The sequence below is a fragment of the Geodermatophilus sabuli genome (assembly GCF_010686765.1).
GTDB classification, from domain to species: domain Bacteria; phylum Actinomycetota; class Actinomycetes; order Mycobacteriales; family Geodermatophilaceae; genus Geodermatophilus; species Geodermatophilus sabuli_A.
Genome location: NZ_JAAGWF010000014.1, coordinates 1 through 24,418, shown reverse-complemented (window position 1 = coordinate 24,418; position 24,418 = coordinate 1). Strand labels below are relative to the sequence as shown.

Genomic DNA, 24,418 nt, shown 5'->3' with positions numbered 1-24,418 from the left:
GCTCGGGCAGTTCCGAGGAGATGACCAGCACCGCCTTACCGTCCGCGACCAGCCGGTTGATGATCGTGTAGATCTCGTACTTCGCACCCACGTCGATGCCGCGGGTGGGCTCGTCGAGGATGAGCACCTCGGGGTCGGTGTACAGCCACTTGGACAGCACGACCTTCTGCTGGTTGCCGCCCGAGAGCTTGCCGACGATCGAGGTGACGCTCGGGGCCTTGACGTTCATGCTCTTGCGGTAGCCCTCGGCGACCTTGATCTCCTCGTTGCCGTTAACGAAGCCCTTGCTGGCGAGCTTGTCCAGGGCGGCGGCGGAGACGTTGCGCCGGATGTCCTCGATCAGGTTCAGGCCGTAGTGCTTGCGGTCCTCGGTGGCGTAGGCGATCCCGGCGTCGATCGCCTCGGCGACGTTGCGGGGCCTTACCTCCTTGCCGTGCACGAACATCCGGCCGGTGATGTTGCGGCCGTAGGCGCGCCCGAACACGCTCATCGCCAGCTCGGTGCGCCCGGCACCCATGAGACCGGCGATCCCGACGACCTCCCCGGCCCGGACGGTGAAGCTGGCGCCCTCGACGACCTTGCGGTCCTGGGTGGGGTGCCAGACCGTCCAGTCCTCGACGCGCAGCACCTCCTCGCCGGGGTGCGACTCGCGCTCGGGGTAGTAGCTCTCCAGGTCACGGCCGACCATGCCGCGGATGATGCGCTCCGCGGTCACCTCGCCGGCGTGCAGGCTCAGCGTCTCGACGGTCTTCCCGTCACGGATGACCGTGACGTTGTCCGAGACGGCGGTGATCTCGTTGAGCTTGTGCGAGATCATGATGCAGGTGATGCCGCGCTCCCGGAGCCGGCGCAGCAGGCCGAGCAGGTGCGCGGAGTCGTTGTCGTTGAGCGCGGCGGTGGGCTCGTCGAGGATGAGCAGCCGCACGTCCTTGGACAGCGCCTTGGCGATCTCCACCAGCTGCTGCTTGCCGACGCCGAGCTGACCCACCGGGGTCACCGGGTTCTCGTCGAGGCCGACCTCGGCGAGCAGGCGGGCCGCCTCGGCATTGGCCCTGTTCCAGTCGATCAGCCCGCCGCGGCCACGTCGCTCGTTGCCCAGGAACATGTTCTCGGCGATGGACAGGTACGGGACGAGCGCGAGCTCCTGGTGGATGATCACGATCCCCACGTGCTCGCTGTCGCGGATGCCGTTGAACCGGACCGGCTCGCCGTCGAAGACGATCTCGCCGTCGTAGCTGCCGGTCGGGTAGACGCCGGACAGGACCTTCATCAGCGTCGACTTGCCGGCGCCGTTCTCACCGCAGATCGCGTGGATCTCCCCCCGGTCGACGGCCAGGGTGACGTCCTCCAGCGCCTTCACGCCGGGGAAGGTCTTGGTGATGGAGCGCATCTCCAGGATGTGGTCGGCCATGGACCTCGTCGTCCCTCGTCTCGAGCCGGGTGGAGCGGTACCAGGATGGACCCCGGTGGGCCGGCGGCGCGCCGGGCGGCGCCGGGATGTGTGGAGGTGGTGCCGGCCGGGCCCGGCAGCCTGCGCTGCCGAGCCCGGCCGGGCTCTGGGGCGGGGTCAGTCCGCCTGGCCGGCCTCGACCTCTTCGGCGGTCCAGTACTCGGAGTCGATGAGCACGGACTGGATGTCGTCGGCGAACACCGTCTCGACCGGGAGCAGGTAGGACGGGACGACCTTGACACCGTTGTCGTAGGTCTCGGTGTCGTTGGCCTCCGGCTCCTCGCCCTCGGCGAACGCGGTGGCGGCGACGACGGCCTGCTCGGCCAGCAGACGGGTGTCCTTGAAGATCGTCGAGCTCTGGACACCGTCGGCGATCAGCTTCACCGAGGCGATCTCGGCGTCCTGACCCGTCACGACCGGGATGGCGTTGGCGGCCGAGCCGTAGCCGGCGTTCTGCAGCGCGGTGATGATGCCGCGGGAGATGCCGTCGTAGGGCGAGAGGACGCCGTCGACGCGCGAGCCGTCGTTGTAGGCCGACGTCAGCAGGTCCTCCATGCGGCGCTGCGCCGTCTCCTGCTGCCAGCGCAGGATGGCCGCCTGCTCGATGCTGGTCTGGCCCGACTTGACCACCAGCGTGCCGTCGTCGATGAGCGGCTGCAGGACCGACATCGCGCCGTCGAAGAAGAAGAAGGCGTTGTTGTCGTCCAGCGAACCGGCGAACAGCTCGATGTTGAACGGGCCGGTCGCGGTGCCGGGCTGACCGTCGGCGGTCTGCAGGCCGAGGCCGGTGAGCAGGGCGTTGGCCTGCGCGACGCCGACCTCGAAGTTGTCGAACGTGACGTAGAAGTCGACGTTCTCGCTGTCGCGGATCAGCCGGTCGTAGGCGATGACCGGGATGTCGTTGGCCGCGGCGTTCTCGAGCTGACCCGCCAGGGCTGTGCCGTCGATCGCGGCGATGATGAGGATGTCGGCACCCTCGGTGATCATCTGGTCGATCTGCTGCGACTGGGTGGGGATGTCGTCGCCGGCGTACTGCAGGTCGACGGTGTAGCCCTCCGCCTCCAGCTGCTCCTGCACGTTCTCGCCGTCGGCGATCCACCGCTCGGAGGTCTGGGTCGGCATCGAGACGCCGATCGTCAACTCCTCCGCCTCGGCACCGCCGCCGGCACCCCCACTGCCACCGGCACCTTCGCCGCCGCACGCCGCCAGGGTCAGTGCCAGTGTGGCGCTGACGGCGGTGAAGCCGAGCCTCTTGCTCACGTGATCTCCTCTTCGAGGTGTCTGCGCGCTCGACCCGGCGCAGGCCCGCCCGTGGCGAGCGCCATAGTGTGAGCGCTAACAACGGGCCCGCGTCAACCCCTTGAGGACAGACGATCGTCACGGTCTCGTAACGTCCGCGTCACTGCGCTGCAGGCGGGTGAGCGCGCGTCCACGACCGGGTGAGACGGCGGTTACTCCCCGGTAGCAACAGCGTGGGCGCGTCCCTCGAACTGGTCCGGCGCGTCGGTACGCAGCGCTACGGAGAGGGCCGGTCAGAGCTGTCCGGCTCCGCCGCTTCGGGGGCCTCCGGCACCGGGCGTCCGAGACCGGGAGACCCCCGGGGACCGGGAGTCCAGAGGCGTCAGCGCAGGGTGATCTGGCGGGAGATGAGACCGGCGCGGGCCCGGCGCTCGTCGGCGGTCAGCGGCTCGGTGACCGCCAGCGCCGCCTCGAGCCGCGTCTGGAACTCGGCGGCCGGCGCGGTCCAGTCCGCGGCCGGGGCGTCGGCGGGCAGGTCCCACACCGGGACGACGAGACCGTGCGCCCGGAAGGCCCCGGCGTAGCGGGTGCCCTCGCCCAGGAGGACCGGCTCGCCGGCCGCGCGCAGCCGGGCCAGCGCGTCGAGCAGCGCCTCCTCGCGCTCGGGCCGCACCCAGCGAAGGTGCGCGCGCTCGGCGGTGGGGCGCACCCAGTAGGCGGCGCCCAGCTCCGGCAGCAGCTCGGTGGGGAGCACCGCCTGGTTGGCCTGCTCCAGCCCTGCCCGCGCGGCCGGGCCGGCGTCAGTGCCCTCCAGCCAGAACTCGAAGTCGGCGCGCACGGCCACCTCGAGGGGCGCCTCGAGGTCCAGCAGCTCCTGCAACCGGGGCCCGGCCGAGCCGGCACCACCGATCGGGCCCGGGTCGACCGGCGCGCCGGCCGGCGCCTCGAGGGCGGCGGCCAGGGCCGTGCCCAGGTCGCGGCTCACGTCGTCGGAGGAGGTCTGCTGCTGGACGCCGAGCAGGATCTCGCCGTTGGCCCGCACCAGCGCCGGGGAGCCGCCGGGCAGCACGCTGGCCAGCGTCACGTCACGGCCGTCCGCCGTCCGCAGCGGCGCGGTCGCCGAGGGCACCAGTTCGCGCAGCGCCACCCAGTGCGGCTCGCCGGGCAGGCCCTCGAACGGCCGGGTGACCGACGGGGCGTAGCCGGAGCCGTGGCAGTGCTTGTAGCGGCGCCCGGACCCGCAGGAGCACGGGGCCTTCGGGTTGACGCCCTCCGGCGCGGCAGCGGCGGGGGCGGAGGAGCGCTTGCGGGAAGCCATGCGGTGCAGCGTAGGTGGCCCCTCGGGAGGGCCCGCCTCGCGAGCGCTCCTCGAGCCGGCCGCGAGCGGGACGAACCGGTGGCCATCGGCCCCTGATGACCACGAGTTCGTCACCCTCGCGGGCGGGGCCGGACGGAACCGGCGTCGTGGCTGGCCGAAATAGGCTCGCCGGGTGACCGGAGCCGCCGTTCCGCTGGACCTCGCCGATCCCGGTGTCGTCGCCGACCCCTACCCCGCCTTCGCACGGGCCCGGGCGCAGGCGCCGGTGCAGTGGCACGAGGGGCTGGGGTTGTGGCTGGCGTTCACGCACGCGGAGTCCAACGCGGTGCTCCGTGACCGGCGGCTCGGCCGGATCTGGGCCGACCGGGAGCCCGTGGAGCGCTTCGGCAGCTTCAACCTCATCCACCGCAACGCCATCCTGGAGATGGAGCCGCCCGACCACACCCGCCTGCGCCGGCTGATCAGCACCGCCTTCGCCCGCGGGCACGTCGAGCGGCTGCGGCCCTGGGTCGAGCAGCTGGCCCGCGACCTGGTCGGCGGTCTGGTCGAGCGCTCGGGCGGGAGCGACGCCGTCGACGTCCTGTCCGGCATGGCCGAGCAGCTGCCCGTCGCGGTCATCGCCGAGCTGCTCGGCGTCCCGCAGACCGACCGGCCGCTGCTGCGGCCGTGGTCGAACGCCATCGTCAAGATGTACGAGTACGGCCGGACGGCGGCCGTCGAGGACGCCGCCGAGCGGGCGGCGGAGGAGTTCGTCGGCTACCTGCGGGCGCTCGCCGCGCAGCGGCGGCAGGTGCCGGGCGAGGACCTGCTGTCCCACCTCGTCAGCGTCCGGGACGCCGACGGCGACCGGCTCACCGAGGACGAGCTGGTCACCACCTGCATCCTGCTGCTCAACGCCGGCCACGAGGCGACGGTGAACGTCAGCGGCAACGGACTGCTCGCCCTGCTGGAGCACCCCGACCAGCTGCAGCGGCTGCGCGCGGACCCGGGCCTGCTCCCGACCGCGATCGAGGAGCTGATGCGCTTCGACTCCCCGCTGCAGCTGTTCGAGCGCACCGCCACCGCGGACGTCGGGATCGGGGGCGTCACCGTGCGGGAGGGGCAGAGGATCGCGGCCCTGCTCGGCGCGGCCAACCGGGATCCGGCGGTGTTCGCCGACCCCGACACGCTCGACGTCGGCCGCAGCGAGAACCCGCACATCTCCTTCGGCGCGGGGGTGCACTTCTGCATCGGCGCCCCCCTCGCCCGCGTCGAGCTGCAGGCCTCGTTCCGCGCCCTGCTGGAGCTGACGTCGCGGATCGAGCTCGCGCACCCGGCCCGGCGCCGTCCGGAGTTCGTCATCCGTGGCCTGCGCGACCTGCCCGTCGTCCTCACCCGGTGACGGCTCGCCGAGATCGGGCTCGGGCCGGTCCCCGGCACCGGCTGACCACCGCGGCGCCGGTCTCGGCACGGGCGGTGCCGGGGCGTACTGCCCGGTAGAACGTGGGCCGGGTCACTGGCACGATCCGGGACATGCGTGGGCTGATGCAGGACTACCCCCTGACCATCGATGCGATCTTCCGGCACGTCGAGCAGCACTACGGCGACGGCACCATCGCCACCGCCGGGCCCGGCGGGGTGACCCGGATGACCTACGCCGAGTGGGCCCAGCGCACCCGCAAGCTGGGTGGCGTCCTCGACACCCTGGGCATCAGCGCGGACGGCCGGGTGGGCACCTTCGCCTGGAACTCCGCCCGGCACCTGGAGCTGTACTTCGCCGCGCCGTCCTCCGGCCGGGTGCTGCACACGCTGAACGTGCGGCTCTTCCCCGAGCAGCTGACCTACATCGCCAACCACGCCGAGGACGAGGTCGTCTTCGTCGACCGCACCGTGCTGCCCCTGCTGTGGCCGCTGATCGACGGCATGAAGACGGTCAGGCACGTCGTGGTGATGGACGACGGCGGTGACAACGAGATCCCCGACGACCCCCGGGTGCTCGACTACGAGGCGCTCCTGGCCGAGGCCGAGCCGGTCGACTTCCACGTCACCGACGAGTACTCGGCCGCCTCGATGTGCTACACCAGCGGCACCACGGGGAACCCGAAGGGTGTCGTCTACTCGCACCGCTCCACCTGGCTGCACACCATGGGCGTGATGGCGCCCAACGCCTTCGGCCTGGGCATCCGCGACGTCGCGATGCCGGTCGTGCCGATGTTCCACGCCAACGCCTGGGGCATCGCCCAGGCCGCCCCGGCCGCCGGGGCCTCGCTGGTCATGCCCGGCTCGATGATGCAGCCCCAGGCGCTGGCCGACCTGATCGTCGAGGAGGGCGTCACCTTCACCGCCGGCGTCCCGACCATCTGGCAGGGCGTGCTGCCGCACCTGGCCGGCCGCCCGCACCGGCTGCGCGAGATCGGCTGCGGCGGCTCGGCGGTGCCCAAGGCGCTCAGCGAGGCCTACCGGGAGCAGGTCGGCCTGGCGATCCTGCAGGCCTGGGGCATGACCGAGACGCACCCGGTCGCCTCCTCGGGCATCCTGCCGCCGCGCTACGACGACGCCGACGACGGCACCCGGGCGACGCAGCGGGCGCGCGCGGGCATCCCCTTCCTCGGCGTCGAGGCCCGCATCGTCGACGCCGAGACCCTCGAGCCGCAGCCGTGGGACGACGCGGCCACCGGCGAGCTGCAGGTCCGCGGCCCGTGGTGCGCGCAGGACTACTACAACCCGGACGCCGGCGTGGAGCTGACCACCTCGGACGGCTGGATGCGCACCGGCGACGTCGCCGCGATGGACGCCTTCGGCTCGATCCGGATCGCCGACCGCACCAAGGACCTCATCAAGTCCGGCGGCGAGTGGATCAGCTCGGTCGACCTGGAGAACGCGATCATGAGCCACCCCAAGGTGAAGGAGGCCGCGGTCGTCGGGATCCCGCACCCGAAGTGGGACGAGCGCCCGCTGGCCTGCGTCGTCCTCAAGGAGGGCGAGACGCTGTCGGCGGAGGAGGTCCTCGCGCACCTCGAGCCCCAGGTCGCCAAGTGGTGGCTGCCCGACGCCGTGGAGTTCATCGACGAGGTGCCCAAGACCAGCGTGGGCAAGTTCTCCAAGAAGGACCTCCGGGCACGCTTCGCCGAGTTCCCCCCCAAGGACTGAGGGCGGACCCCGCCCCGGCTCACCCGCCGCGCGCCCGGGGGTGAGCCTCGGGGCGGGGCGGAACCGGCCGTCACTGAGGGGAGGCTCACGCTCACTCGGGGTCGATAGGTGGGGTGACGAATAGCCACTGCCCGACTACGTTCTGCACATGGCTTTCGCAGGGGACGGAACCCCGCCCGGTCCGCAGACCGACTCGTCGCCCCGCTCGTCCGGGCGGCACCGCGCGGGGCGCGGCAGGCGACTGCTGTGGACCTCCGGGCTCTCGGCCGCGCTGATCTGCGGTGGCCTCGTCGCGCCGGGGCTCATGGCCCCGGCCGTGACGTCCGCCGCTCAACCGGCCATCGAGCAGGCCCGGGGGTTCCGGCCGGCACCTCCGGCCACGACGGCGCCCACGCGCCGGACGGCGCCCGCCCGCCCGGCGGCGCCCGACCGCTCGGCAGCCGGCACCGCGACGAGCGGCTCCGCCACCCCGAGCCGGTCCACGGCCGCGACTCCGCCACCCGTGAGCCCCGTGCCGGGGACCCACGCCACGACGAGCGCGCCTGGCACGACCGCGACGCCACCTCCCCCCGCTGCCGTCCCCGCCGCCTCGACGGACAACCCGCTCGCCGGCATGACCTTCCACGGCGAGAACACCGGTGCGGCCCAGGCCGCGGCCCGGCCGGGGCGCAGCGCCGAGGAGGCGGCGCTGCTGTCCGAGCTCGCGCGGGTGCCCACGGCCACGTGGCTGGGCGCGTGGAGCGGTGACGTCACGACGGCGGTCCGCCAGGGTGTCACCGCCGCGCGGGCCACCGGGGCCGTGCCGGTCTTCGTCACCTACAACGTCCCCGGCCGGGACTGCGGGGGGTACTCCGCCGGCGGCGTGGACTCGTCCGCGGCGTACCTGCAGTGGGTCCGGGGGGTCGTCGCCGGGATCGGGACCTCGACGGCGGTCGTGGTCGTGGAGCCCGACGCGCTCGCGCAGCTGTGCGGCGACCCGGCGGAGCGCCTGTCACTGCTGCGGTCGGCGGTCGAGCTGCTCGAGGCCAACCCCGGGACCCGTACCTACCTGGACGCCGGGAACGCCACCTGGATCAGCGCCGCGACGATGGCCGAGCGGCTGCGCGCCGCCGGGGCGACCGGCGCCGACGGCTTCGCGCTGAACGTCTCCAACTTCGAGACGACCGGGACCAACGTGGCCTACGGCCAGCAGGTCTCGTCGCTGCTCGGCGGGGTGCACTTCGTCGTGGACACCAGCCGCAACGGCAAGGGCCCTGGCGGCGACTGGTGCAACCCCCCGGGACGGAGCGTGGGCGAGCGCCCGACCGCGCAGACCGGACAGGCCCGGGTCGACGCCTACCTGTGGATCAAGCGGCCCGGCGAGTCCGACGGCACCTGCAACGGTGGGCCCGCCGCCGGCACCTTCTGGGACGCCTACGCGATCGGGCTGATGCGCGGCGCGTAGCCGTCAGTCCGCGGGCACGACCAGCTCACCCGCGGGGGGTGCCTCGCTGTACCCCACGCGGTACACGAGCAGCTGCATCCCCGGCGAGAGGCGGTGGGAGGCGGCCCGCTCCAGGTGGCGGTCGAAGTACTGGTAGACCTCGTCCTCGTACCCCTGGTCGTAGCTCAGCAGCAGGTACACGTACTGGTGGCCCTGCGCGAAGGAGTCGACGTCCGCGGGCAACTGCGCGGAGTCGAAGGCCGGCGCGGGCCCCTGCCGGTCCCACACGGGCAGGGTCGTCACCCGGGCGGCGCCGTCGTAGTAGTACTCGAACGGATAGACGGTGAACGGCGAGCTGAGGACCACCAGGTCGCGGGGCGTGGCGCCGTCCTCCACCAACTGCGCCGCCGTGCGGTAGTCCTCGTCGACGGGGGTCTCGGGACTGGCCGCCTGCACGACCGTGCTGAGGACCGTGACCCCCAGCAGGGCGGCGGCCAGGCCCCGCGCCACCGGCCGGGTGAGGCTGCTGACGAAGCGCACCAGGAGCAGCAGCAGCGCCGGGAGGGCCGCGATCATGTACCGGCTCAGGAAGAACGGCGTCACCAGGTGGCTGACGACGAAGGCCATCAGCACCGGCACGAACGCGGCCGCGAGGAGATACGCCGTCGACCGGTCGAGCCGGGCCCCGACCCGGACGCTGGCCAGTGCGGCCAGGACCAGGAGCGGCCACGAGGACAGCAGGACGGAGTTGACGGTGTCGCTCTGGAACCCGAAGAGGAACTGCGAGTAGACGTTGGAGTAGTCGATCGACGACGGCTCCGGGAGGCTCGGCCGGGTCTCCGACGCCGACCCGTTGGCGCGGAACCACAGGAACCACGGCAGGTAGGCGGCCCCCACGAGCAGGGCGACCCCGGCCATGCGGACGACCGAGGCCCGGGGCAGCCGCCGCCACAGGAGCAGGACGTAGAGCCCCTGCGCCACCAGGACGAAGACGAAGAAGTAGTGGACGTAGACCCCGACGGCGGCGGTCGCGGCGTAGCCGACCCAGGCGGCGGTCCGGCCGGTGGTGGCGACGGTCAGGAAGAAGTACTGGCTGACCAGGGTGACCAGCACCAGCATCGAGTACATGCGGGCCTCGTTGCCGTACCACTGCAGGAACGGCGAGCAGCTGAAGACGACGAGGGCGAACAGCGCCCACGGCCGGCTGAGCACCTTCCTTGCCACGAGGTAGAAGACCGGGACGGCGGCGAGGAGGAAGACCAGCGACAGCAGCCGCGCGGTCTGGACGTCCGGGCCCAGCGTGAGCCGCCACGTGCGCAGGAGCACGTGGTACAGCGGGACGTGCACGTCCTCGGCGATGATCCGCAGCAGTTCGCCGTAGCTGTGGTTGGTCTGCCAGAGGCTCTGCGCCTCGTCCAGGCGGATCGAGTTGCGGAGGAACTCGACGCGTGCCCCCAGGACGATCAGCCCCAGGCAGAGCAGGTGGACGAGGCCCACGACGACGGGGCCCCCGCTCCTCCGGGGGACGACGAGGCTCTTCCGGGCGACGACACGACGGTCGTCCCGTCGGGTCAGGTGGCGCGGGCCGGCGGTCGGGGACGGCGGGGCGGGCAGCAGTTCGGTGGGCACGGCGCTCCTCGCGGCGGCTCAGTCGTGGGCCGGCTGGAGGACCGGCTCGACCGACGGGATGGGACGTGCCGTGACCCGGTCCCTGACGACCGGGACCGGCCGCGACGGGGACGGGGCGGGCGTGAGCGGCGTGCTCCGGGGCGCGCGGGACGGCGCTGCCGCCACGACGAAGGGGACGGCGATGGCCAGGTGCACCGCGAGCCAGGTCAGGTTGGCCATCAGCGAGGGGCTGGCGCCCTCCCGGGCCGCCCCGACCGCCAGCGCGCCGGCCGCGACGGCCGCGTAGACCATCTGCGGCACGGCCAGCCGCAGGAAGTTCGGCCGGCCGCCGTCGGAGGCGGACTTGCTCGTCACGGCGAACGACGTCTTGCGATTGGCGAGCACCGCGGCCATCGCGGTGATCTGCAGCCACCAGGCACTGAGCGAGAAGGCGATCGCCTGGTAGCTGTAGGTGAAGTTGGAGGTCCGCTGCAGCACGTAGAGGTTGATCCACATGTAGGGGACGAAGACCAGCGCCAGCGTCATCGTCGACGTCACGATCGGGGTCTCGCCGGTGAGCAGGAAGACGACCGGCAGCACCGCGTCGAGCAGGATGATCGAGCCGGAGAGGTAGTAGCTCGCCGACAGCAGGTACTGCAGCTTCTGGGCCGTGCTCAGTCCCGGCCTCAGCAGCGGGTTGTACTTGAAGATCACCTCGAGGCTGCCCCGGGTCCAGCGGAACTGCTGCTTGTAGTAGTTGAGGAAGTCGTCGGGTGCGAGCCCTTCGGCGAGCACCTTGGGCACGTAGACGCTCTTCCACCCCCGCTCGTGCATGAACAGGGAGGTGAGGAAGTCCTCGGCGATGTTGAACTCGCACATGCCGCCGGCGTCGGCGATGGCGCTGCGTCGCACGGCCATGTTGGTGCCGCACATGAACGCCGAGTCCAGCCGGCTCTTGCCCGCCATGATCGGCCCGAAGAACAGCGTCTGCTGGTCCCACGCCACGCGGGTGATCCTGTTCCGGTCCTGGTTGGCGTAGAACTGCGGCGTCTGGACGAAGCCCATGTCCTCGGCGACGAAGTACCCCATGACCTCGGTCAGGAAGTCGGCGTGGGGCACGTGGTCGGCGTCGAAGACGACGAAGAAGGGGCTGTCGGTCCGGGAGAGGGCGTGGTTGATGTTCCCCGCCTTCGCCCCGCCCGGCGTGACGCGGGTGATGCAGGTGACGCCCAGCTCGGCGGCGAGCTCCTCGACGTCCCGCCAGTCGTCCTTGCCGGCGACCAGCCCGTCGTTGAGCAGGTACACGCGGAAGGGAGCCGGGTAGCTCATCGCCTGCGCCGCACGAGCGGTCTCGCGGACGATGTCGACCGGCTCACCGCAGACGGTGATGAAGACGTCGACCGGCGCACTGAAGCCCGGGTCGAAGGCGCGTGCGGTGTCGCGGGCCCAGACGGTCCAGCAGTAGCCGATGATCTGGACGAGGTGGAACACCTCGGTGGCCAGCAGGGCCGCGAACAGGAACCAGTTGCCGTGCTCGAAGGCCAGGCTGATGACCAGCGTGTAGGCCACGGCGAGCACCACGTTGGCGACCAGGAAGCCGCGGTTGGGCACGTACCGCAGGAAGCCGTGCGGGTCGGGACGAGCGGTCGCGCTGCGACCTGGGGCGAGTGGCACGGTGCGCTTACTCCTCGGTGACGTTCAGGTTGGGCAACTCGTCGAGGTGGAGCGCCATCCCGAACCACACCCAGTTGGAGTCGTAGTAGCTGAGCTGTCCGCTCAGGTCCCCGGTGTCGGGGTCGTAGAGCGGGAGCAGCTCGTCGGCGTACACCTCGTCGGCCAACTCGGGCTCGACGGTCGCGAAGAAGCCCATGGCACCGCCGTAGAGGGCCGGCGCCTCGTAGTCGGCGGCGGGCGTGCCGTCCCGGTCGTAGACGGCGACCAAGCGGTCCTGCTCGGTCCAGGTCCGGGCCAGGGCGGCCTGTCCCTCGAGCAGCCGCAGGGCGCGTTCGTCGCCGTACCAGGCGTGGTCCAGTGCCAGTCGCCACGGCAGCCGCAGGGCCTCGTAGCCGAACTGCGTGGTGAGGTCACCGCCCGCCGGGCGGAACTCCCCGGTGCGGCGGTCGACGCTGACCCAGTCCGGCGGCAGGCCGGCGACCCGGTCGGCGTCGAGCGGCTCGTCGGCCAGGTCCTCGAGCAGGGCGTAGGAGCTGTCCACCAGCCCCGCCCAGTCGTGCCCGGGGTCCACCTGGGCGAACACGCGGTAGGCATAGGGCGCCAGGTAGGAGGGGTTGACGAGCACCTCGTCGTCGTTCGCCCGCTCCAGGTCGTTGGCCACCAGCACCGGCTCACCGGCCACGAGGACGACGGAGCGCTCCCAGACGGCCTCGATGAGCGGCAGGGCGTCGTAGAGGTAGTCGTCCTCCTGCCAGCGCGAGTAGGCCATGAGCAGCGCGAGCGCGACGTCGACGTCGGCGTCGGTCGCCGAGTTCTGGCCGCCGATGTCGTCCTGGACGCCGTAGGAGCCGTCAGGTCGCTGACCGAAGCGCCAGGCCAGGAGCGAGTCGTCGCGCTGCAGGTTGTCCTTGGTCCACTGCCAGCTGTCGGCGAAGGTCTGCTGGTCGTCCATCCAGACGGCGCGGAGCATCGTGTAGCTCTGGCCCTCGGACGTGGTGACCGAGCCGTCCTGCAGGTCCATCGTGCGGTTCGAGCCGGGCTCGAGGTAGGTGGCGGTGTAGACCCGCCAGAGGTCGGCCAGCACCGTCTTCTCCGAGGCGACCGTCGGCTGGTCGGCCATGACCACCGAGGCGGCGCGCTGGACGTCGTCCGCGAGGCGGACCCCGCCCACGACCGTTCCGGCCAGGACGACCGCGACGGCGACCGCGATGCCGCGCCGGCGCTGCGACCGGCGCCTGGACGCCGGGATCGGGGGCTCGTGGTCGTCCAGGACCACGTCCGGGACGGCTCTCTCGTCAAGCCGCATGCCGGGCTCCTCGCTCGTCGGGTCGGGTCTCGAGCCGGGCCGACGTGCGCTCGCCGACCTCCACCAGGTCCACTCCGGGCTCGTCGACCAGGAGGCGGCTCCCGAGCAGATCGGCGTGCCGGGCGACCAGCACGCTGATCGAGGGGTCGTCCGGCTGCACCCCCAGGCGGGCGAGGATCGCCCCGACGTCGCCCTCATCGGCGCCGCTGAGGAGCCCGCGCACGGTGGAGCCGTCGGAGACCCAGACGTCGCCGGTCCGCCGCGAGGACTCCCAGCCCTCGGGCAGGGAGGACTGCGCGACGCCGAGCACGACCACCAGGTCGTTGCCGGTCCGCCGCTCACGGTGGCCGTGCGACCGCCGTTCGAGGCGCACCCGCTCGGCGTCGAGCGCCTCCTGCACGCCGTCCGCCGTGCGGGCCCAGCTGAAGCGGGCGGCCCACGCCCGCGCGCGCTCCCCCAGCGTCGCGGCGACCGCGGGGTCGCCGAGGGTGAGCAGGGCGCGGGTGATGCCCTCGGCCAGCCCGTCGCCCGAGTCGTCGACGAGCCATCCGGTCTCGCCGTGGCGGACGACGTCCCGCAGCCCGCTGACCCGCCGGGCGAGCGTCGGGACACCGGCGGCGTTCGCCTCGACCAGCGACACGGCCCAGTCCCCACCGTCGGAGGTGCTGACCGTCAGCCAGGCGGTGCTCAGCAGCGCGTCCCGCTCGGCGTCGGGGAGCCGGCCGCGGAAGACGACCCGCGCCCCCGCCGAGGCGGCGCTCGCCTCGAGCTCGCGGCGTGCCGGACCCTCGCCGACGAGGTGGAGCTCGGCGTCGGGCAGCCTGCGCTGCACCACGGCCATGGCGCCGACCAGGGAGTCCAGGCGCTTGTACGCCGTCAGGCGACCGACCACGACGATCCGCGGCGCGGCGGCGCGCTCGCCCCGGAGCCCGAGCGTGTCGGCACCGGTGGGCACGACACGGACGGCACCGTCGAAGCGCAGCCGTCGCCGCACCTGGGTCCGCGCGGAGGGCGAGAGGACGACGACGGTCCGGCGCCGGTAGACCCGACGGCTGGCGGGGCCTTCCAGCCACCGCGCCAGCCGGGCGGCGTGGGGACGAAGTGCCCGGGTGAAGAGGTCCTGGTGGACGTGGTGGACCAGGAGGACCACGGGGGTGCGGCGACCGACGACCAGGGGGCTGAAGAAGGGGACGCCGTTCTGCGAGTCGATGACCGCGCCGACCGACGGCCGGTGCCTGAGCAGCCAGAGCAGCGCCAACGGGTAGACGCTCCACCAGGTGCCCATCCGCCGGACGGTGTAGCCGTCGAGGCTCTCCCGCGCCGGGGTGCCGGACGGCCGGCTCGTCACGAGGACGACGGTCCGGCCTCGGCGGGCCAGCTCACGGGCCAGGCGCTCGCAGTACAGCTCGGCACCGCCGGCCGCGGGATGCCGCCGGTCCCGCCAGTTGAGGACGACCACGGACGAGCCGCGGGCCGCGCGCCTCACGACATCCTCGCCAGCGCCGCGCGCACGGCGACGACCTCGGAGACGACCCGCCGGCCGTGCGTCCAGACCTGGAAGGAGGAGCCGGCCTGGTCGGTCCAGCGGACCGGGACCTCGACCACCGGCAACCGGAGGCGGGCGGCCACCGCCAGGACCTCGACGTCGAACGCGAAGCCGTTGGCGGTCACACGGCGGAAGATCTGCTCGGTGGCCTGGGCGGAGAAGAACTTGAACCCGCACTGGGTGTCGGCGACCTCGCCGACGAGGGGCTTGGTCATCAGCCGGAACGTCGACGAGCCGAGCCGCCGGACCAGCGGCTGGGGCACGGCGTAGCTGGCCCCCGGCGCGCGCCGGGAGCCGATGACGACAGGAGCGCCCTGCTCCAGGTGGCCGATGACGTCGGTCAGCACCTGCGGGGGGGTGGACAGGTCGGCGTCGCAGAAGCCGCGCCACCGCGCCCGGCTGGCGAGCAGGCCCCGGCGCACGGCCGCCCCCTTGCCCTGCCGCGCGCAGCCGATGAGGCGCAGGACGGTGTTGTCGGGACGTCGTTCGGCGACCTCGTCGACCACCTCGGCGGACCGGTCCACCGAGCCGTTGTCGACCACGGTGATCGCCACGCTGAGCGGCAGGGTCGCGGTGTGTGCCGTCAAGGCGCGCAAGGTCGCGCCGAGCCGGGCTTCCTCGTTGTAGGCGGGTACGACGATGTCGAGATCGGGCGTGCGCTGACTCACCGCTGGAGCACCTTCCACGGACGGGTGGGACGGAGAACTGGTCGACGGGGCGCTCGCGCGCACCCCACTCAGCGCCGGGTGGGGCTGACCAGTGGGGGGACGAGGTCGGCGCCTCGTCCGGGAACGGCGGGGAGGTCCGCAGCGGCGAGGACCTCCGGCCGGGCGAACACGACGCGGGAACTGAGCAGGAAGCTCGTCCCCGCGCTGACGACGGTCGCGGCGAGGGCACTGCTCATCGGCGGCAGCCCGGCCATCCGATGGGCCGTCGAGAAGACGGCGGCGTTGACGCCGAACCCCAGGGCCGCCGAGCCGTTGAACAGCACCGCGCGGCGGAGGACGGAGGCGACCGTCTCCTGCCCGAGCGGGCGGCGCGAGGACCAGGTCCAGAAGTAGCTCAACGCGAAGTTGACCTGCGTGACCGTGAGGAACGCGATGACGTTCGCGGCCTCCGGCGGTGACCACCGCACCAGGACCCCGAAGACGGCCAGGTGGAGCACCGTCATGGCCAGACCGACGACGGCGAACCGAGCGCAGCGGGCACGGCGGAGCGCACTCAGCATCAGTTCTCCCTCAATCTGGCGGGTCCGCCGGATATGTAGGGAGCACGCCGCTGCTGGACGCCCCCCGTGGCATCTCGGCGAAAGCTACCCCTTTCAACGACACCGATCGGGGGGCCGGTGAAGGGCTCCCACGCTGTGCTCGAATTCGCTGACGGACAGTGAGTGACGCGGCCGGATGAATGTGACGCGGTCGTGAACAGCGGAGTGACCACCGTCTCGTCCTCGTCGTGTTTCCGGGGATCCGAGCGCAGGTCAGAGACGGGAAAACCGCCTCGGTGAGCTATTCCACGAAAGGCCGGAACGGACACCTCGAATTAACCCGGTGAGCTGAGTCTCCTTTTCCGCTGGGTACCGTTCGAAGCCCAGGACCAGCGCATTCTCCGATGTCGTCCAGGACACATCGATCCCCGCGCAGGCCGACGACCGTCCGACGGTCTCGGCGCATTCCGCCACCTCCCCCGGCCGCCCGCCGCGGGCGCTCCCGCACCGACTCCGGAGGTCCTGGCATGAGCCGGCGTCTGATCACCGTCCTCGCCCTGCTCGGCGTCCTCGGACTGCTCGTCGCCGGTTCGCTGGCCACCTGGGCGATCCCGGACCGCGACCCGGGCGGGACCGCCGCACCGCCGTCCGCCGTGGTGGCAGCGCCGACCCCCGGGGGGCTCCGGACCTACACGACCGAGCAGGCCGGGCGGGCCTTCCTGGCCGGCTACGTGGACGACGACGGCCGCGTGGTCCGCAGGGACCAGGGTGGTGACACGGTGAGCGAGGGACAGGCCTACGCCATGCTGGTCGCCGTCGGCATCGACGACGAGGAGACCTTCGCCGCCGTCTGGGACTGGACCAGGGGAGCCCTGCTGCGCCCCGACGGGCTGCTCAGCTGGCGGTGGGACGACGGCCGGGTCGTCGATCCGTCGTCCGCCTCGGACGCCGACCTCGACGCAGCGCGGGCGCTGGTCCTCGCCGGCGAGCGCTTCGAGGAGCCCCGGTACACCACGTCGGGGGTGGACCTCGGACGCGCCGTGCTCGACCTGGAGACGGTGCCGACCGCGGCCGGCCGGATCCTCGTCGCCGGGCAGTGGGCGACGTCGGGCCCGCACGCGTACAACCCGAGCTACGCCTCGCCGGGGGCCACCTCGGTGCTCGCGGCCGCCTCGGGCGACCCGCGCTGGTCAGAGCTGGCCGCGGGCAGCCACGCGGTCACCGCCGCGCTGCTGGGCACAGCGCCCCTCCCTCCGGACTGGGCGCAGGTGCACCCCGACGGCACCGTCGAGGCGATGCCCGGGGCGCAGGGCAGGGGGCAGAGCGTCCGGTACGGCTACGACGCCGCCCGCACGCCGATCCGCTTCGCCGAGTCCTGCGACCCGGCCGACCGGGCCCTCGCCGCGGCCGTGGCCGGGCCGCTCGACCGCGACGGTGACGCCGCCGAGCTCGACCTCGGCGGCTCACCCCTCGGCGAGGGTGAGTCCGTGGTGGCCGCCACCGGCCAGGCCGCCGCGGTGGCGGCTGCCGGGGACACCGCACGCGCCGTCCAGGAACTCGTCGACGCCGACCACCTGGCGCAGTCGTTCCCCAGCTACTACGGCGCGGCCTGGGCGGCGCTCGGACGGCTCCTGCTCACCGACGACGTGCTCGGCGGGTGCCCGCCGGTCCCGGCCGCCGCCTGAGGAACGCCCCTGCCGCGTCCTCTCTCAGACGACGTACGGGGGCCGGCCGGTCTCGCTGACCATCGGCCGACCGGCGGCCTCCCAGTCGCCCATGCCGCCCTGGACGTTGACGGCGTCGAACCCGTTGGCGTTCAGCCAGGCCGCCACCCGCGCCGAGCGACCGCCGCTGCGGCAGACGACGTGCAGCGGGTCACCCTCGGGGAGCTCGTCGAGCCGCGCGGGGACCTCGTGCATGACGATGTGGGTGGCGCCCTCGATGTGCCCGGCCACCCATTCGTCGTCCTCGCGGACGTCGAGGACGACGGCGTCCTCGGGGATGTTGGCGGCGGAGACGGTCGGGACCTGCAGCGGCATCACGAATCCATCGTGACACGGGGCGCCGGGGCAGCCGGCTGCCAGGATGGGCGCGATGACCGCCGACAGCGCCGCCCCCGTCCGCGACCCGGCCTGGTCGTTGTCCCGCTCGGCCATCGGCCTGTGGGTGACCGAGGGGGTGCTCGGTGCCCTGTTCTACGGGGCCCTCGTCGGCGCCTTCGTCCTGTTCGTGCCCGTCGGCGGGCCCGTTCCGGTGCTGCGCTGGGTGCTCCCGTCGCTGGTCGCGGTCTACGCGGTGGTCGCGATCGGGATCCGGCCCTGGTACCGCCACCGGGTGCACCGCTGGGAGGTCACCGAGGAGGCGGTCTACACCCTGACCGGCTGGCTGACCCGCACCTGGACGCTGGTGCCGATCTCCCGCATCCAGACCGTCGACGTCACCCGCGGGGTCCTGCAGCAGCTCTTCGGGCTGGCCACGGTCGCGGTGCTGACGGCCTCCAGCCAGGGCACCGTGCGGGTCTGGCACCTGGAGGCCGACGTCGCCCAGCGGGTCGCCGACGACCTGGCCCGCCGCACCGAACTGGTCCGGGACGAGGCCACGTGACCGACCCCGACCGGCCTCCGTGGCCACGGAGGCCGGACGGGGACGGGCACGGCGCGGCCGTGGACGGGGCACCGGCGGAGGGCGGGACGCGCCGCACCTCCCCGCGGATCGTCCTGGTGCACACCGCGACCTTCCGGCAGGCCCGCCAGCTGGTGCCGGCGCTGATCCCGCTCGTCGCCGTCATCGGGTTGGACGACGGCCTGACCGCGGTCGTCCTGCTCGCCGCCGCCATCACCGCGCTGTCGCTGGGAGCCGCCGCGCTGGGCTGGTGGCGGTTCGGCTACGCCGACGGGCCCGGCGCGGTGGTGGTCACCCGCGGTCTGCTGGCGCGGTCGGTGCGCACGGTGCCCAACGACCGCGTCCGGGGCGTGGAGGTCGAGACCCCCCTGCTGCACCGGGTGTTCGGCCTGGTGCGGGTGCGCGTCGACGCCGCCGCGGGCTCCGTCGGCGCCGACCAGGAGGAACTGGTGATCGACGGCGTCCTGCGCGCCGAGGGTGACCGGTTGCGGACCCGGCTGCTGGCGCGCCGGGTCCCCGCGGGCCCGGCCCCCACCGAGGATGCGGCAGCGGAGCCGGCCGAGGAGGTGTTCGCCCGCTTCGACAACCGCTGGCTGCTCTACGCGCCGCTGGTGGGCAGCTACCTCGTCGTCCCGCTCGCCGCCGTCGGGACCCTGTTCCGGTTCGTCGACGAGCTGCCCGACGGACTGGTGCCCGACGTCGCCGAACCGGACCTCTCCGACCTCCGGGTGCTGGGGGTGGCGGCCGTCGTCGCGGTGGTGCTGCTGGCCCTCGCGGCGGTGGTCGGCGCCGCCGTCGTGAACTGGCGCTTCCGGCTGGTGCGGCGCGGGGGGTCGCTGGTCTCGGTGCGGGGACTGCTCACCCGGCGGCACACCGAGCTGGAGGTCGACCGGATCCGAGGGGGCACGCTGAGCGAGGGACTGGGCATGCGCTGGGTGCGCGCTGCCCGGGTCAACGCGCTGGTCACCGGCCTGGGCCAGGCGAACCGCCGGGGTCAGCTGCTGCCGCTCGGACCGCGGGCGGAGGCGGAGGTGCTGCTGCGACGGCTGGTCGACGACCCCGGTCCGCTCGTCCGCCACCCCCCGGCCGCGCGCCGCCGCCGGCTGGTCCGGGCGCTGGCCTCCGGCCTGGTGGCGGCCGCCCTCGGCGGACTGGCTACGGCCACGCTGGGGTGGTGGTGGGCGCTGGCGGTCGGCGGCGCGCTCACCGTGCTCGGCGTGCCCCTGGGCCTGGGCCGGTACCGCGCGCTCGGGCACCGCGCCGGTCCGCGCTCGTTCACCGTGCGCAGCGGGTGGCTGGTACGCGAGCAGGCCGTGCTCCAGCGCCGCGCGGTCGTCGGCTGGCAGGTCCGGCAGAGCCTCTTCCAGCGTCGCGCCCGGCTGGCGACCGTGGTGGCCTGCGTCGGCGCCGGCAGCGGCGGCTACGCCGCGGTGGACATGGCCGCCGGGGACGTCGCCGGGTTCACCGCGGCCGCGTCGTCGGGGTCGTGGGCCGGAACGCTCGCCCTCCGCTGAGCAGGCCGGTCGCCGCGCCCGGGTGGTCCCCGGCCAGCAGGCCGGCCGCGGCCAGCACGTAGCTGCCGTCGACGGCCACGGTGGCCCCCGCGAGCACGCTCCCCGCTCCTCCGGAGTCGGCGGCGATCCGCCCGACCGCGGCGTCCACCGCGGCGGGCGGCGCGTGCCGGAACACCCCGCCGGAGAGGACGACCAGGCCGGCCGTCCGCGCGCCGGCCCCCCCGGGACCGAGAGCGGCCTCCGCCCGCAGGTGCCGGCGCAGCGCCACCGTCACCGCGGCCACGCCGAGCCCGAGCGGGTCCTCCCCCGGCGGCGGGACGCCTTCGGCCCCGGCGGCCGCCCGGAGGGCGCCGGCGCTGGCCGCGACCCCGAGATCGCCCTCCACGGTGCGCCGCGCGGCGGGGATGCCGACCGCCTCGCGGCCCAGCGTGGCCTGCTCGGCGTCCGGGTCGGGCACGCAGTAGACGTCGGTGGTCGCGCCGCCCACGTCCACGACGACGACACCGGCGGCGTCGGCGGTCGTCCGGCTCGCCGCCAGAACCGAGACGCCGGACAGCACGGCGTCCGGGGTCACGGTGCGCACCCAGGCGGACAGTCGCGGGTCGGCCGAGAGGCGGTCGCCCCCGATCACGTGCCGCAGGAAGACCTCGCGGATCGCTGTCCGAGCCGACTCGGGAGCGAGCCGGCCGATGTCGGGCAGCACGTTGTCGGCGCCGGTCACCGGGAGGCCCCCGGCGCGCAGGACGTCGGTGACCTCGTCCCGGACCACCGCGTTGCCGGCCAGCACGACCGGGACGGGCCGGGCCGACGAGGCGAGGACGGCGGCGTTGTGGCGCAGCACCGAGGCCTCCCCGCCGTCGGTCCCGCCCACCAGGAGCACGACGTCCGGCGCCGCGGCCTCGAGCCGGACCAGCGCGTCGGCCGACAGCCGCCCGGCGGCCACGTGCACGACCCGGGCGCCGGCCGAGAGCGCGGCGCGGTGCCCCGCCTCGGCACTGATGAGCTCCTCGTAACCGACCACCGCCAGCCGCAACCCGCCGCCGGCGCTGGAGCACGCCATCACCGGCGCCTCGGGGAACCCCGCGGTCGCCGCCAGCACCCCGCGGACGACGTCGGCCTGGTCGGTCGCAGCCTGCGCGGTGCCCAGGAGCTCCCCCGCCGGCAGCCCGACGAGCGCCGCCTTCGTCCAGGTGGAGCCGATGTCGACGCAGGCGACGAGGGGCGCGCTCATCCCGGCGACCATAACCGTGACTGTCGATCACCCTGGCGGGTAGCGGGGGCGGCGATGGCCTCCGCACCGACGTCGTTCCGCGGCTCAGCCCTGCGGGTCGCCGGTGGCCCTGCCGAGGTTCACCCGGCCGGCCAGCGCGGCCGCCTCCATGCGGGTCGCCACACCCAGGCTGCGCAGCAGGTGGGCGATCAGCCGCTTGGCGGTCCGCTCCGAGACGTGCAGCGTGGTGGCGATCTCCATCGTGCTCGTGCCGTCGGCCACCAGCCGCCACAGCCGGCGCTCGTCGGCGGTCAGCCGCTCGGCGACGCTCCGCTCCCCGGTCGGGGCGGCGGCGTCGAGCAGCCGGCGCAGCAGGTCCTCGGGCAGCACCGACCAGCCGTCGAGGACGGCGAGCAGCGGCCGCACCAGCGCCTCGGGGTCGGCGGTCTTGGGCAGGAACCCGGCCGCGCCGGCGCGCAGCGCCTCGATGGCGGCATCGGCCTCGGCCAGCCCCGACAGGGCGACGACCCGCACCATCGGGTCGGCCCTCCGGATCGCCGCGATCGCGCGGGTACCGCCGGGCGGGGGCATGTGCAGGTCCACCACCGCCACGTCGGCGTGGTGGCGGCGGACGAGGGCCGCGGCCGCCGAGGCGTCATCCGTCGTTCCCACGACCCGCACCCGGCCGCCACTGACCCCGGGTAGCAGGAGGGCCAGCCCGCGGCTGAACAGCGGGTGGTCGTCGACCAGCACCACATCGACCGCGGAACGGTGTCCAGCAGCGGCGTCGTCCACACCCCACCCCTCCCTGGTCACCGCGCTCCGCGTGGTCGACCCGACCCGGCAGAACCGGAGTGCCCATGACGCTCGCCGCGAACCCCTTCGTCCCCGTCGTCCCGCCGACCCTGCTGACCGAGGTGCTCCGGCTGGTCCGCGGCCACCTCCCGCGCGCCCGCCGGTCCACCGCCGCCGACCACGACGACGAACGGCCGACGGGCCCCGACGCGCTGGTGCGGGCGCTGTGCCACGACATGCGCAGCCCGCTGGCCTCGCTCGAGGCGCTCCTGGGCTCCCTCGGGCAGACGGCCAGCGGCCCGGACGAGGCACTCGACCTCGCGCGCGCCCAGACCGCCCACCTGTCCTCGATGCTGCGGACGGCGGCGGCGACCGTGGAGTCCCCCCGCACCCCCGGCCCCCGCCGGCTGGACGACGTGCTCCGTGCCTCCGTGTCCGCCTCCGGGCTGCCGCGGGACCAGTTGACGGTCCGGGTGGAGGACGGGGCCGGGGCGGTGACCGTGGCCGACGCCCGCGTCCAGCGGATCCTCACCAACCTGCTGGAGAACGCCCACCGGCACGGTGCGGGGGCCCCGGTGCGGCTGGCCGTGCGGCGCCGGCCCGGTTGGGTCGACCTCGCGGTGACCCAGGCCGTCGTCCGGCCCGAGCTGCTGGTCGGGTACCTGGGTACCGAGCTGCCCCCGCCCGACCTCACCGGCCTGGGCCTGTGGTCGGTGCGGCGGCAGACCCGCGAGCTGGGCGGCCAGGTCGTGTGGGATGGCGACGGCGGCGCCCTCACCCTGACGGTGCAGCTCCCCGACCGTTAGGCCCCCGTAGGGGCCCGCCGCGAGCGTGCGAGCGGCGGGGTCAGGGGGTCCTCTTGTTGGCACGGGGGGCCAGGGCTTTGTTGGCACGGGGGGGCCAGGGCTCGGCACGGGCGGGCCACGGGGCGTGGGCAGATGTCCGGTGTGCCCGCAGTGAGCGGGTGCGACGACGTCAGGGAGAGCCGCATGTTCACGCACACCCACGCCCTGCAGTACGAGGCCAAGCCCGACGGTCCCGACCCGGACTTCGCCCGCAAGATGCAGGAGGTCCTCGGCGGTCAGTGGGGGGAGATGACCGTCGCCACCCAGTACCTGCTGCAGGGCTGGAACTGCCGGCTCCCCGGCAAGTACAAGGACCTGCTCCTCGCCATCGGCACCGAGGAGCTGGCCCACGTCGAGATGATCGTGACGATGATCGACCGGCTGCTCGACCACATCCCGCTCAAGCCGGACGCCGCCGACCGCACCAAGGAGGCCGCGGCGGGCTACGGGCAGCACAACCCGCAGCACGCGATCGTCAACGGTGCGGGCGCGTCCTACATCGACAGCATGGGCAACCCGTGGACCGGTGCGTACGTGACCGCCAGCGGCAACCTCTACGCCGACTTCATGTACAACGCCACGGCCGAGATGCAGGGCCGGCTGCAGGTGGCCCGGCTCTACAACATGACCGACGACCCCGGCGTCAAGGACATGCTCCGGTTCCTCATCACCCGGGACCACTACCACCAGCAGCAGTGGCTGGCCGCCCTCGAGGAGCTCAAGGAGGACGGCCTGGAGAACGTCCCGGTGCCCGAGGCGTTCCCACTGGAGGAGGAGGTCGGCGACCTCGGCTACGTGTTCATCGACGCCTCCGACGGCCCGGACGCGGCCGCCGGCCGCTGGGCGTCGGGCCCGTCCATCGACGGCCGTGGCCAGTTCTCCGCCCGCCCGATCGAGGCGACCGCGGACGCGCCGATCCTCCCGCCGGGCGACCCCCGCCTGTTCCCGACCCCTCAGCAGCCCGGGCAGTCGTTCATCCAGAAGGCCAAGGACATGCTCACCTGAGCTGACCCCGTCGCCCCTGCGCCGTCGCCGTGCCGGCGACCGGGTCCTGTGCGACCTGGCCGCCGGCCGGCGGGACGCCTCCCCCTGAGGAGAGCACCGTGCAGCTGCACCTCCCCGCCGTCCTCCTGACGGTGGTCTACGCCGCGGCTCTCGCCGTCGCGGTCACCGCGCCCGGCGAGCACCTGGCCGCCGGCCTCGTGGTGCTCACCGGACTGGTCGCCCGCTGGGCCGTCCGGCACCGCCGCCCCTCCGCCGCCGCCGTCCCGGTCGCGGCGGCGACCGCCACGGTGGACGCCGTCCTCGCCCCGGAGGTCGCCCCCGCCCGCGCCGTCGCCTGAGAGGACCCCCTGCCCCGTCCCGGGTGCCGTCCCGGGCGGAGCGAGGGGGGCACGAGCGGCCCGGCTCCCGGGTGCCCGCCCCGACCGGAGCGAGGGCCTCTCAGCACTGGAACGGCCTCGCTGCAGGGGCCCACGGCGAGCCTGCGAGCCGTGGGGGGCAGCGCGGTCCCTCCCGGGTCCCGCCCCGAG

22 protein-coding genes are annotated in these 24,418 nt (G+C 73.8%); 9 read left to right on the top strand and 13 right to left on the bottom strand.

Annotation, left to right across the window (positions count from 1 at the left end; all coding sequences use genetic code 11):
- The 3 genes from GCU56_RS13780 to GCU56_RS13770 form a co-directional block, all read right to left on the bottom strand.
- Positions 1 to 1,411, bottom strand: a 1,411-nt coding sequence (locus tag GCU56_RS13780) for an ATP-binding cassette domain-containing protein (protein WP_163482316.1), incomplete at its 3' end; no start/stop codon positions are given.
- Positions 1,412 to 1,567: 156 nt separating this feature from the next.
- The gene (gene chvE / locus GCU56_RS13775; RefSeq protein ID WP_163482315.1) at positions 1,568 to 2,710 is read right to left on the bottom strand and encodes a multiple monosaccharide ABC transporter substrate-binding protein; all 1,143 of its coding nucleotides are present in this window, start codon (positions 2,708 to 2,710) and stop codon (positions 1,568 to 1,570) included.
- 361 nt (positions 2,711 to 3,071) lie between these two features.
- Positions 3,072 to 4,007 (bottom strand): DUF5926 family protein, encoded by a 936-nt coding sequence (locus GCU56_RS13770; protein ID WP_163482314.1) that lies wholly within the window; start codon positions 4,005 to 4,007, stop codon positions 3,072 to 3,074.
- 172 nt (positions 4,008 to 4,179) lie between these two features.
- On the opposite strand from GCU56_RS13770, the gene GCU56_RS13765 reads away from it, so the two are divergent.
- Together GCU56_RS13765 and GCU56_RS13760 are read left to right on the top strand one after the other, a co-directional pair.
- Positions 4,180 to 5,388 (top strand): cytochrome P450, encoded by a 1,209-nt coding sequence (locus GCU56_RS13765; RefSeq protein ID WP_163482313.1) that lies wholly within the window; start codon positions 4,180 to 4,182, stop codon positions 5,386 to 5,388.
- A gap of 131 nt (positions 5,389 to 5,519) precedes the next feature.
- A complete protein-coding gene (locus GCU56_RS13760) occupies positions 5,520 to 7,136 on the top strand; it encodes a long-chain fatty acid--CoA ligase (protein WP_163482312.1) in 1,617 nt (538 codons plus the stop codon).
- Positions 7,137 to 7,466: 330 nt separating this feature from the next.
- On the opposite strand, the gene GCU56_RS13755 is transcribed toward GCU56_RS13760, so the two are convergent.
- The gene (locus GCU56_RS13755; RefSeq protein ID WP_163482311.1) at positions 7,467 to 7,619 is read right to left on the bottom strand and encodes a hypothetical protein; all 153 of its coding nucleotides are present in this window, start codon (positions 7,617 to 7,619) and stop codon (positions 7,467 to 7,469) included.
- Positions 7,620 to 7,749: 130 nt separating this feature from the next.
- Here GCU56_RS13755 and GCU56_RS13750 point away from each other — a divergent pair, with 130 nt between their 5' ends.
- Positions 7,750 to 8,580, top strand: a complete 831-nt coding sequence (locus tag GCU56_RS13750) for a glycoside hydrolase family 6 protein (RefSeq protein WP_163482310.1) — start codon at positions 7,750 to 7,752, stop codon at positions 8,578 to 8,580.
- A 3-nt stretch (positions 8,581 to 8,583) separates the two neighbouring features.
- On the opposite strand, the gene GCU56_RS13745 is transcribed toward GCU56_RS13750, so the two are convergent.
- The 6 genes from GCU56_RS13745 to GCU56_RS13720 form a co-directional block, all read right to left on the bottom strand.
- Entirely contained in the window at positions 8,584 to 10,188 is a 1,605-nt protein-coding gene (locus tag GCU56_RS13745; protein ID WP_163482309.1) for a glycosyltransferase family 39 protein, read from the bottom strand.
- A gap of 18 nt (positions 10,189 to 10,206) precedes the next feature.
- Positions 10,207 to 11,841 (bottom strand): glycosyltransferase, encoded by a 1,635-nt coding sequence (locus GCU56_RS13740; RefSeq protein ID WP_163482308.1) that lies wholly within the window; start codon positions 11,839 to 11,841, stop codon positions 10,207 to 10,209.
- 7 nt (positions 11,842 to 11,848) lie between these two features.
- Positions 11,849 to 13,147, bottom strand: coding sequence for a glycosyl hydrolase family 8 (locus GCU56_RS13735; RefSeq protein ID WP_163482307.1), 1,299 nt, complete (start codon positions 13,145 to 13,147; stop codon positions 11,849 to 11,851).
- Positions 13,137 to 14,633, bottom strand: a complete 1,497-nt coding sequence (locus GCU56_RS13730) for a glycosyltransferase (RefSeq protein ID WP_163482306.1) — start codon at positions 14,631 to 14,633, stop codon at positions 13,137 to 13,139. Before GCU56_RS13730 ends, GCU56_RS13735 begins: the two co-directional genes overlap by 11 nt.
- Complete coding sequence (locus tag GCU56_RS13725; RefSeq protein ID WP_163482305.1) at positions 14,630 to 15,361, bottom strand: glycosyltransferase; 732 nt, start codon at positions 15,359 to 15,361, stop codon at positions 14,630 to 14,632. The genes GCU56_RS13730 and GCU56_RS13725 overlap by 4 nt, the downstream gene beginning before the upstream one ends.
- A gap of 68 nt (positions 15,362 to 15,429) precedes the next feature.
- On the bottom strand, positions 15,430 to 15,921 hold the full coding sequence (locus tag GCU56_RS13720; RefSeq protein ID WP_163482304.1) for a GtrA family protein: 492 nt from the start codon (positions 15,919 to 15,921) through the stop codon (positions 15,430 to 15,432).
- Positions 15,922 to 16,427: 506 nt separating this feature from the next.
- On the opposite strand from GCU56_RS13720, the gene GCU56_RS13715 reads away from it, so the two are divergent.
- The gene (locus GCU56_RS13715; protein ID WP_163482303.1) at positions 16,428 to 17,585 is read left to right on the top strand and encodes a glycosyl hydrolase family 8; all 1,158 of its coding nucleotides are present in this window, start codon (positions 16,428 to 16,430) and stop codon (positions 17,583 to 17,585) included.
- A gap of 24 nt (positions 17,586 to 17,609) precedes the next feature.
- On the opposite strand, the gene GCU56_RS13710 is transcribed toward GCU56_RS13715, so the two are convergent.
- The gene (locus GCU56_RS13710) at positions 17,610 to 17,939 is read right to left on the bottom strand and encodes a rhodanese-like domain-containing protein (protein WP_163482302.1); all 330 of its coding nucleotides are present in this window, start codon (positions 17,937 to 17,939) and stop codon (positions 17,610 to 17,612) included.
- A 55-nt stretch (positions 17,940 to 17,994) separates the two neighbouring features.
- Here GCU56_RS13710 and GCU56_RS13705 point away from each other — a divergent pair, with 55 nt between their 5' ends.
- Both GCU56_RS13705 and GCU56_RS13700 read left to right on the top strand, forming a co-directional pair.
- Entirely contained in the window at positions 17,995 to 18,504 is a 510-nt protein-coding gene (locus GCU56_RS13705) for a PH domain-containing protein (RefSeq protein WP_163482301.1), read from the top strand.
- Entirely contained in the window at positions 18,501 to 20,036 is a 1,536-nt protein-coding gene (locus GCU56_RS13700) for a PH domain-containing protein (RefSeq protein ID WP_345771832.1), read from the top strand. The genes GCU56_RS13705 and GCU56_RS13700 overlap by 4 nt, the downstream gene beginning before the upstream one ends.
- Here GCU56_RS13700 and GCU56_RS13695 read toward each other — a convergent pair.
- Both GCU56_RS13695 and GCU56_RS13690 read right to left on the bottom strand, forming a co-directional pair.
- A complete protein-coding gene (locus GCU56_RS13695; RefSeq protein WP_163482300.1) occupies positions 19,984 to 21,267 on the bottom strand; it encodes a glutamate mutase L in 1,284 nt (427 codons plus the stop codon). The genes GCU56_RS13700 and GCU56_RS13695 overlap by 53 nt on opposite strands.
- A gap of 84 nt (positions 21,268 to 21,351) precedes the next feature.
- Complete coding sequence (locus GCU56_RS13690; protein WP_345771831.1) at positions 21,352 to 22,062, bottom strand: response regulator transcription factor; 711 nt, start codon at positions 22,060 to 22,062, stop codon at positions 21,352 to 21,354.
- A 44-nt stretch (positions 22,063 to 22,106) separates the two neighbouring features.
- Between GCU56_RS13690 and GCU56_RS13685 the strand changes: the two genes are divergently transcribed.
- The 3 genes from GCU56_RS13685 (at position 22,107) to GCU56_RS13675 (ending at position 24,229) form a co-directional block, all read left to right on the top strand.
- The gene (locus GCU56_RS13685) at positions 22,107 to 22,847 is read left to right on the top strand and encodes a sensor histidine kinase (protein WP_163482299.1); all 741 of its coding nucleotides are present in this window, start codon (positions 22,107 to 22,109) and stop codon (positions 22,845 to 22,847) included.
- A 183-nt stretch (positions 22,848 to 23,030) separates the two neighbouring features.
- Positions 23,031 to 23,891: a manganese catalase family protein gene (locus GCU56_RS13680; protein WP_163482298.1), complete on the top strand. Its 861-nt coding sequence runs from the start codon at positions 23,031 to 23,033 to the stop codon at positions 23,889 to 23,891.
- A gap of 98 nt (positions 23,892 to 23,989) precedes the next feature.
- Positions 23,990 to 24,229: a hypothetical protein gene (locus GCU56_RS13675; RefSeq protein WP_163482297.1), complete on the top strand. Its 240-nt coding sequence runs from the start codon at positions 23,990 to 23,992 to the stop codon at positions 24,227 to 24,229.
- The last annotated feature ends 189 nt before the right edge of the window (positions 24,230 to 24,418 follow it).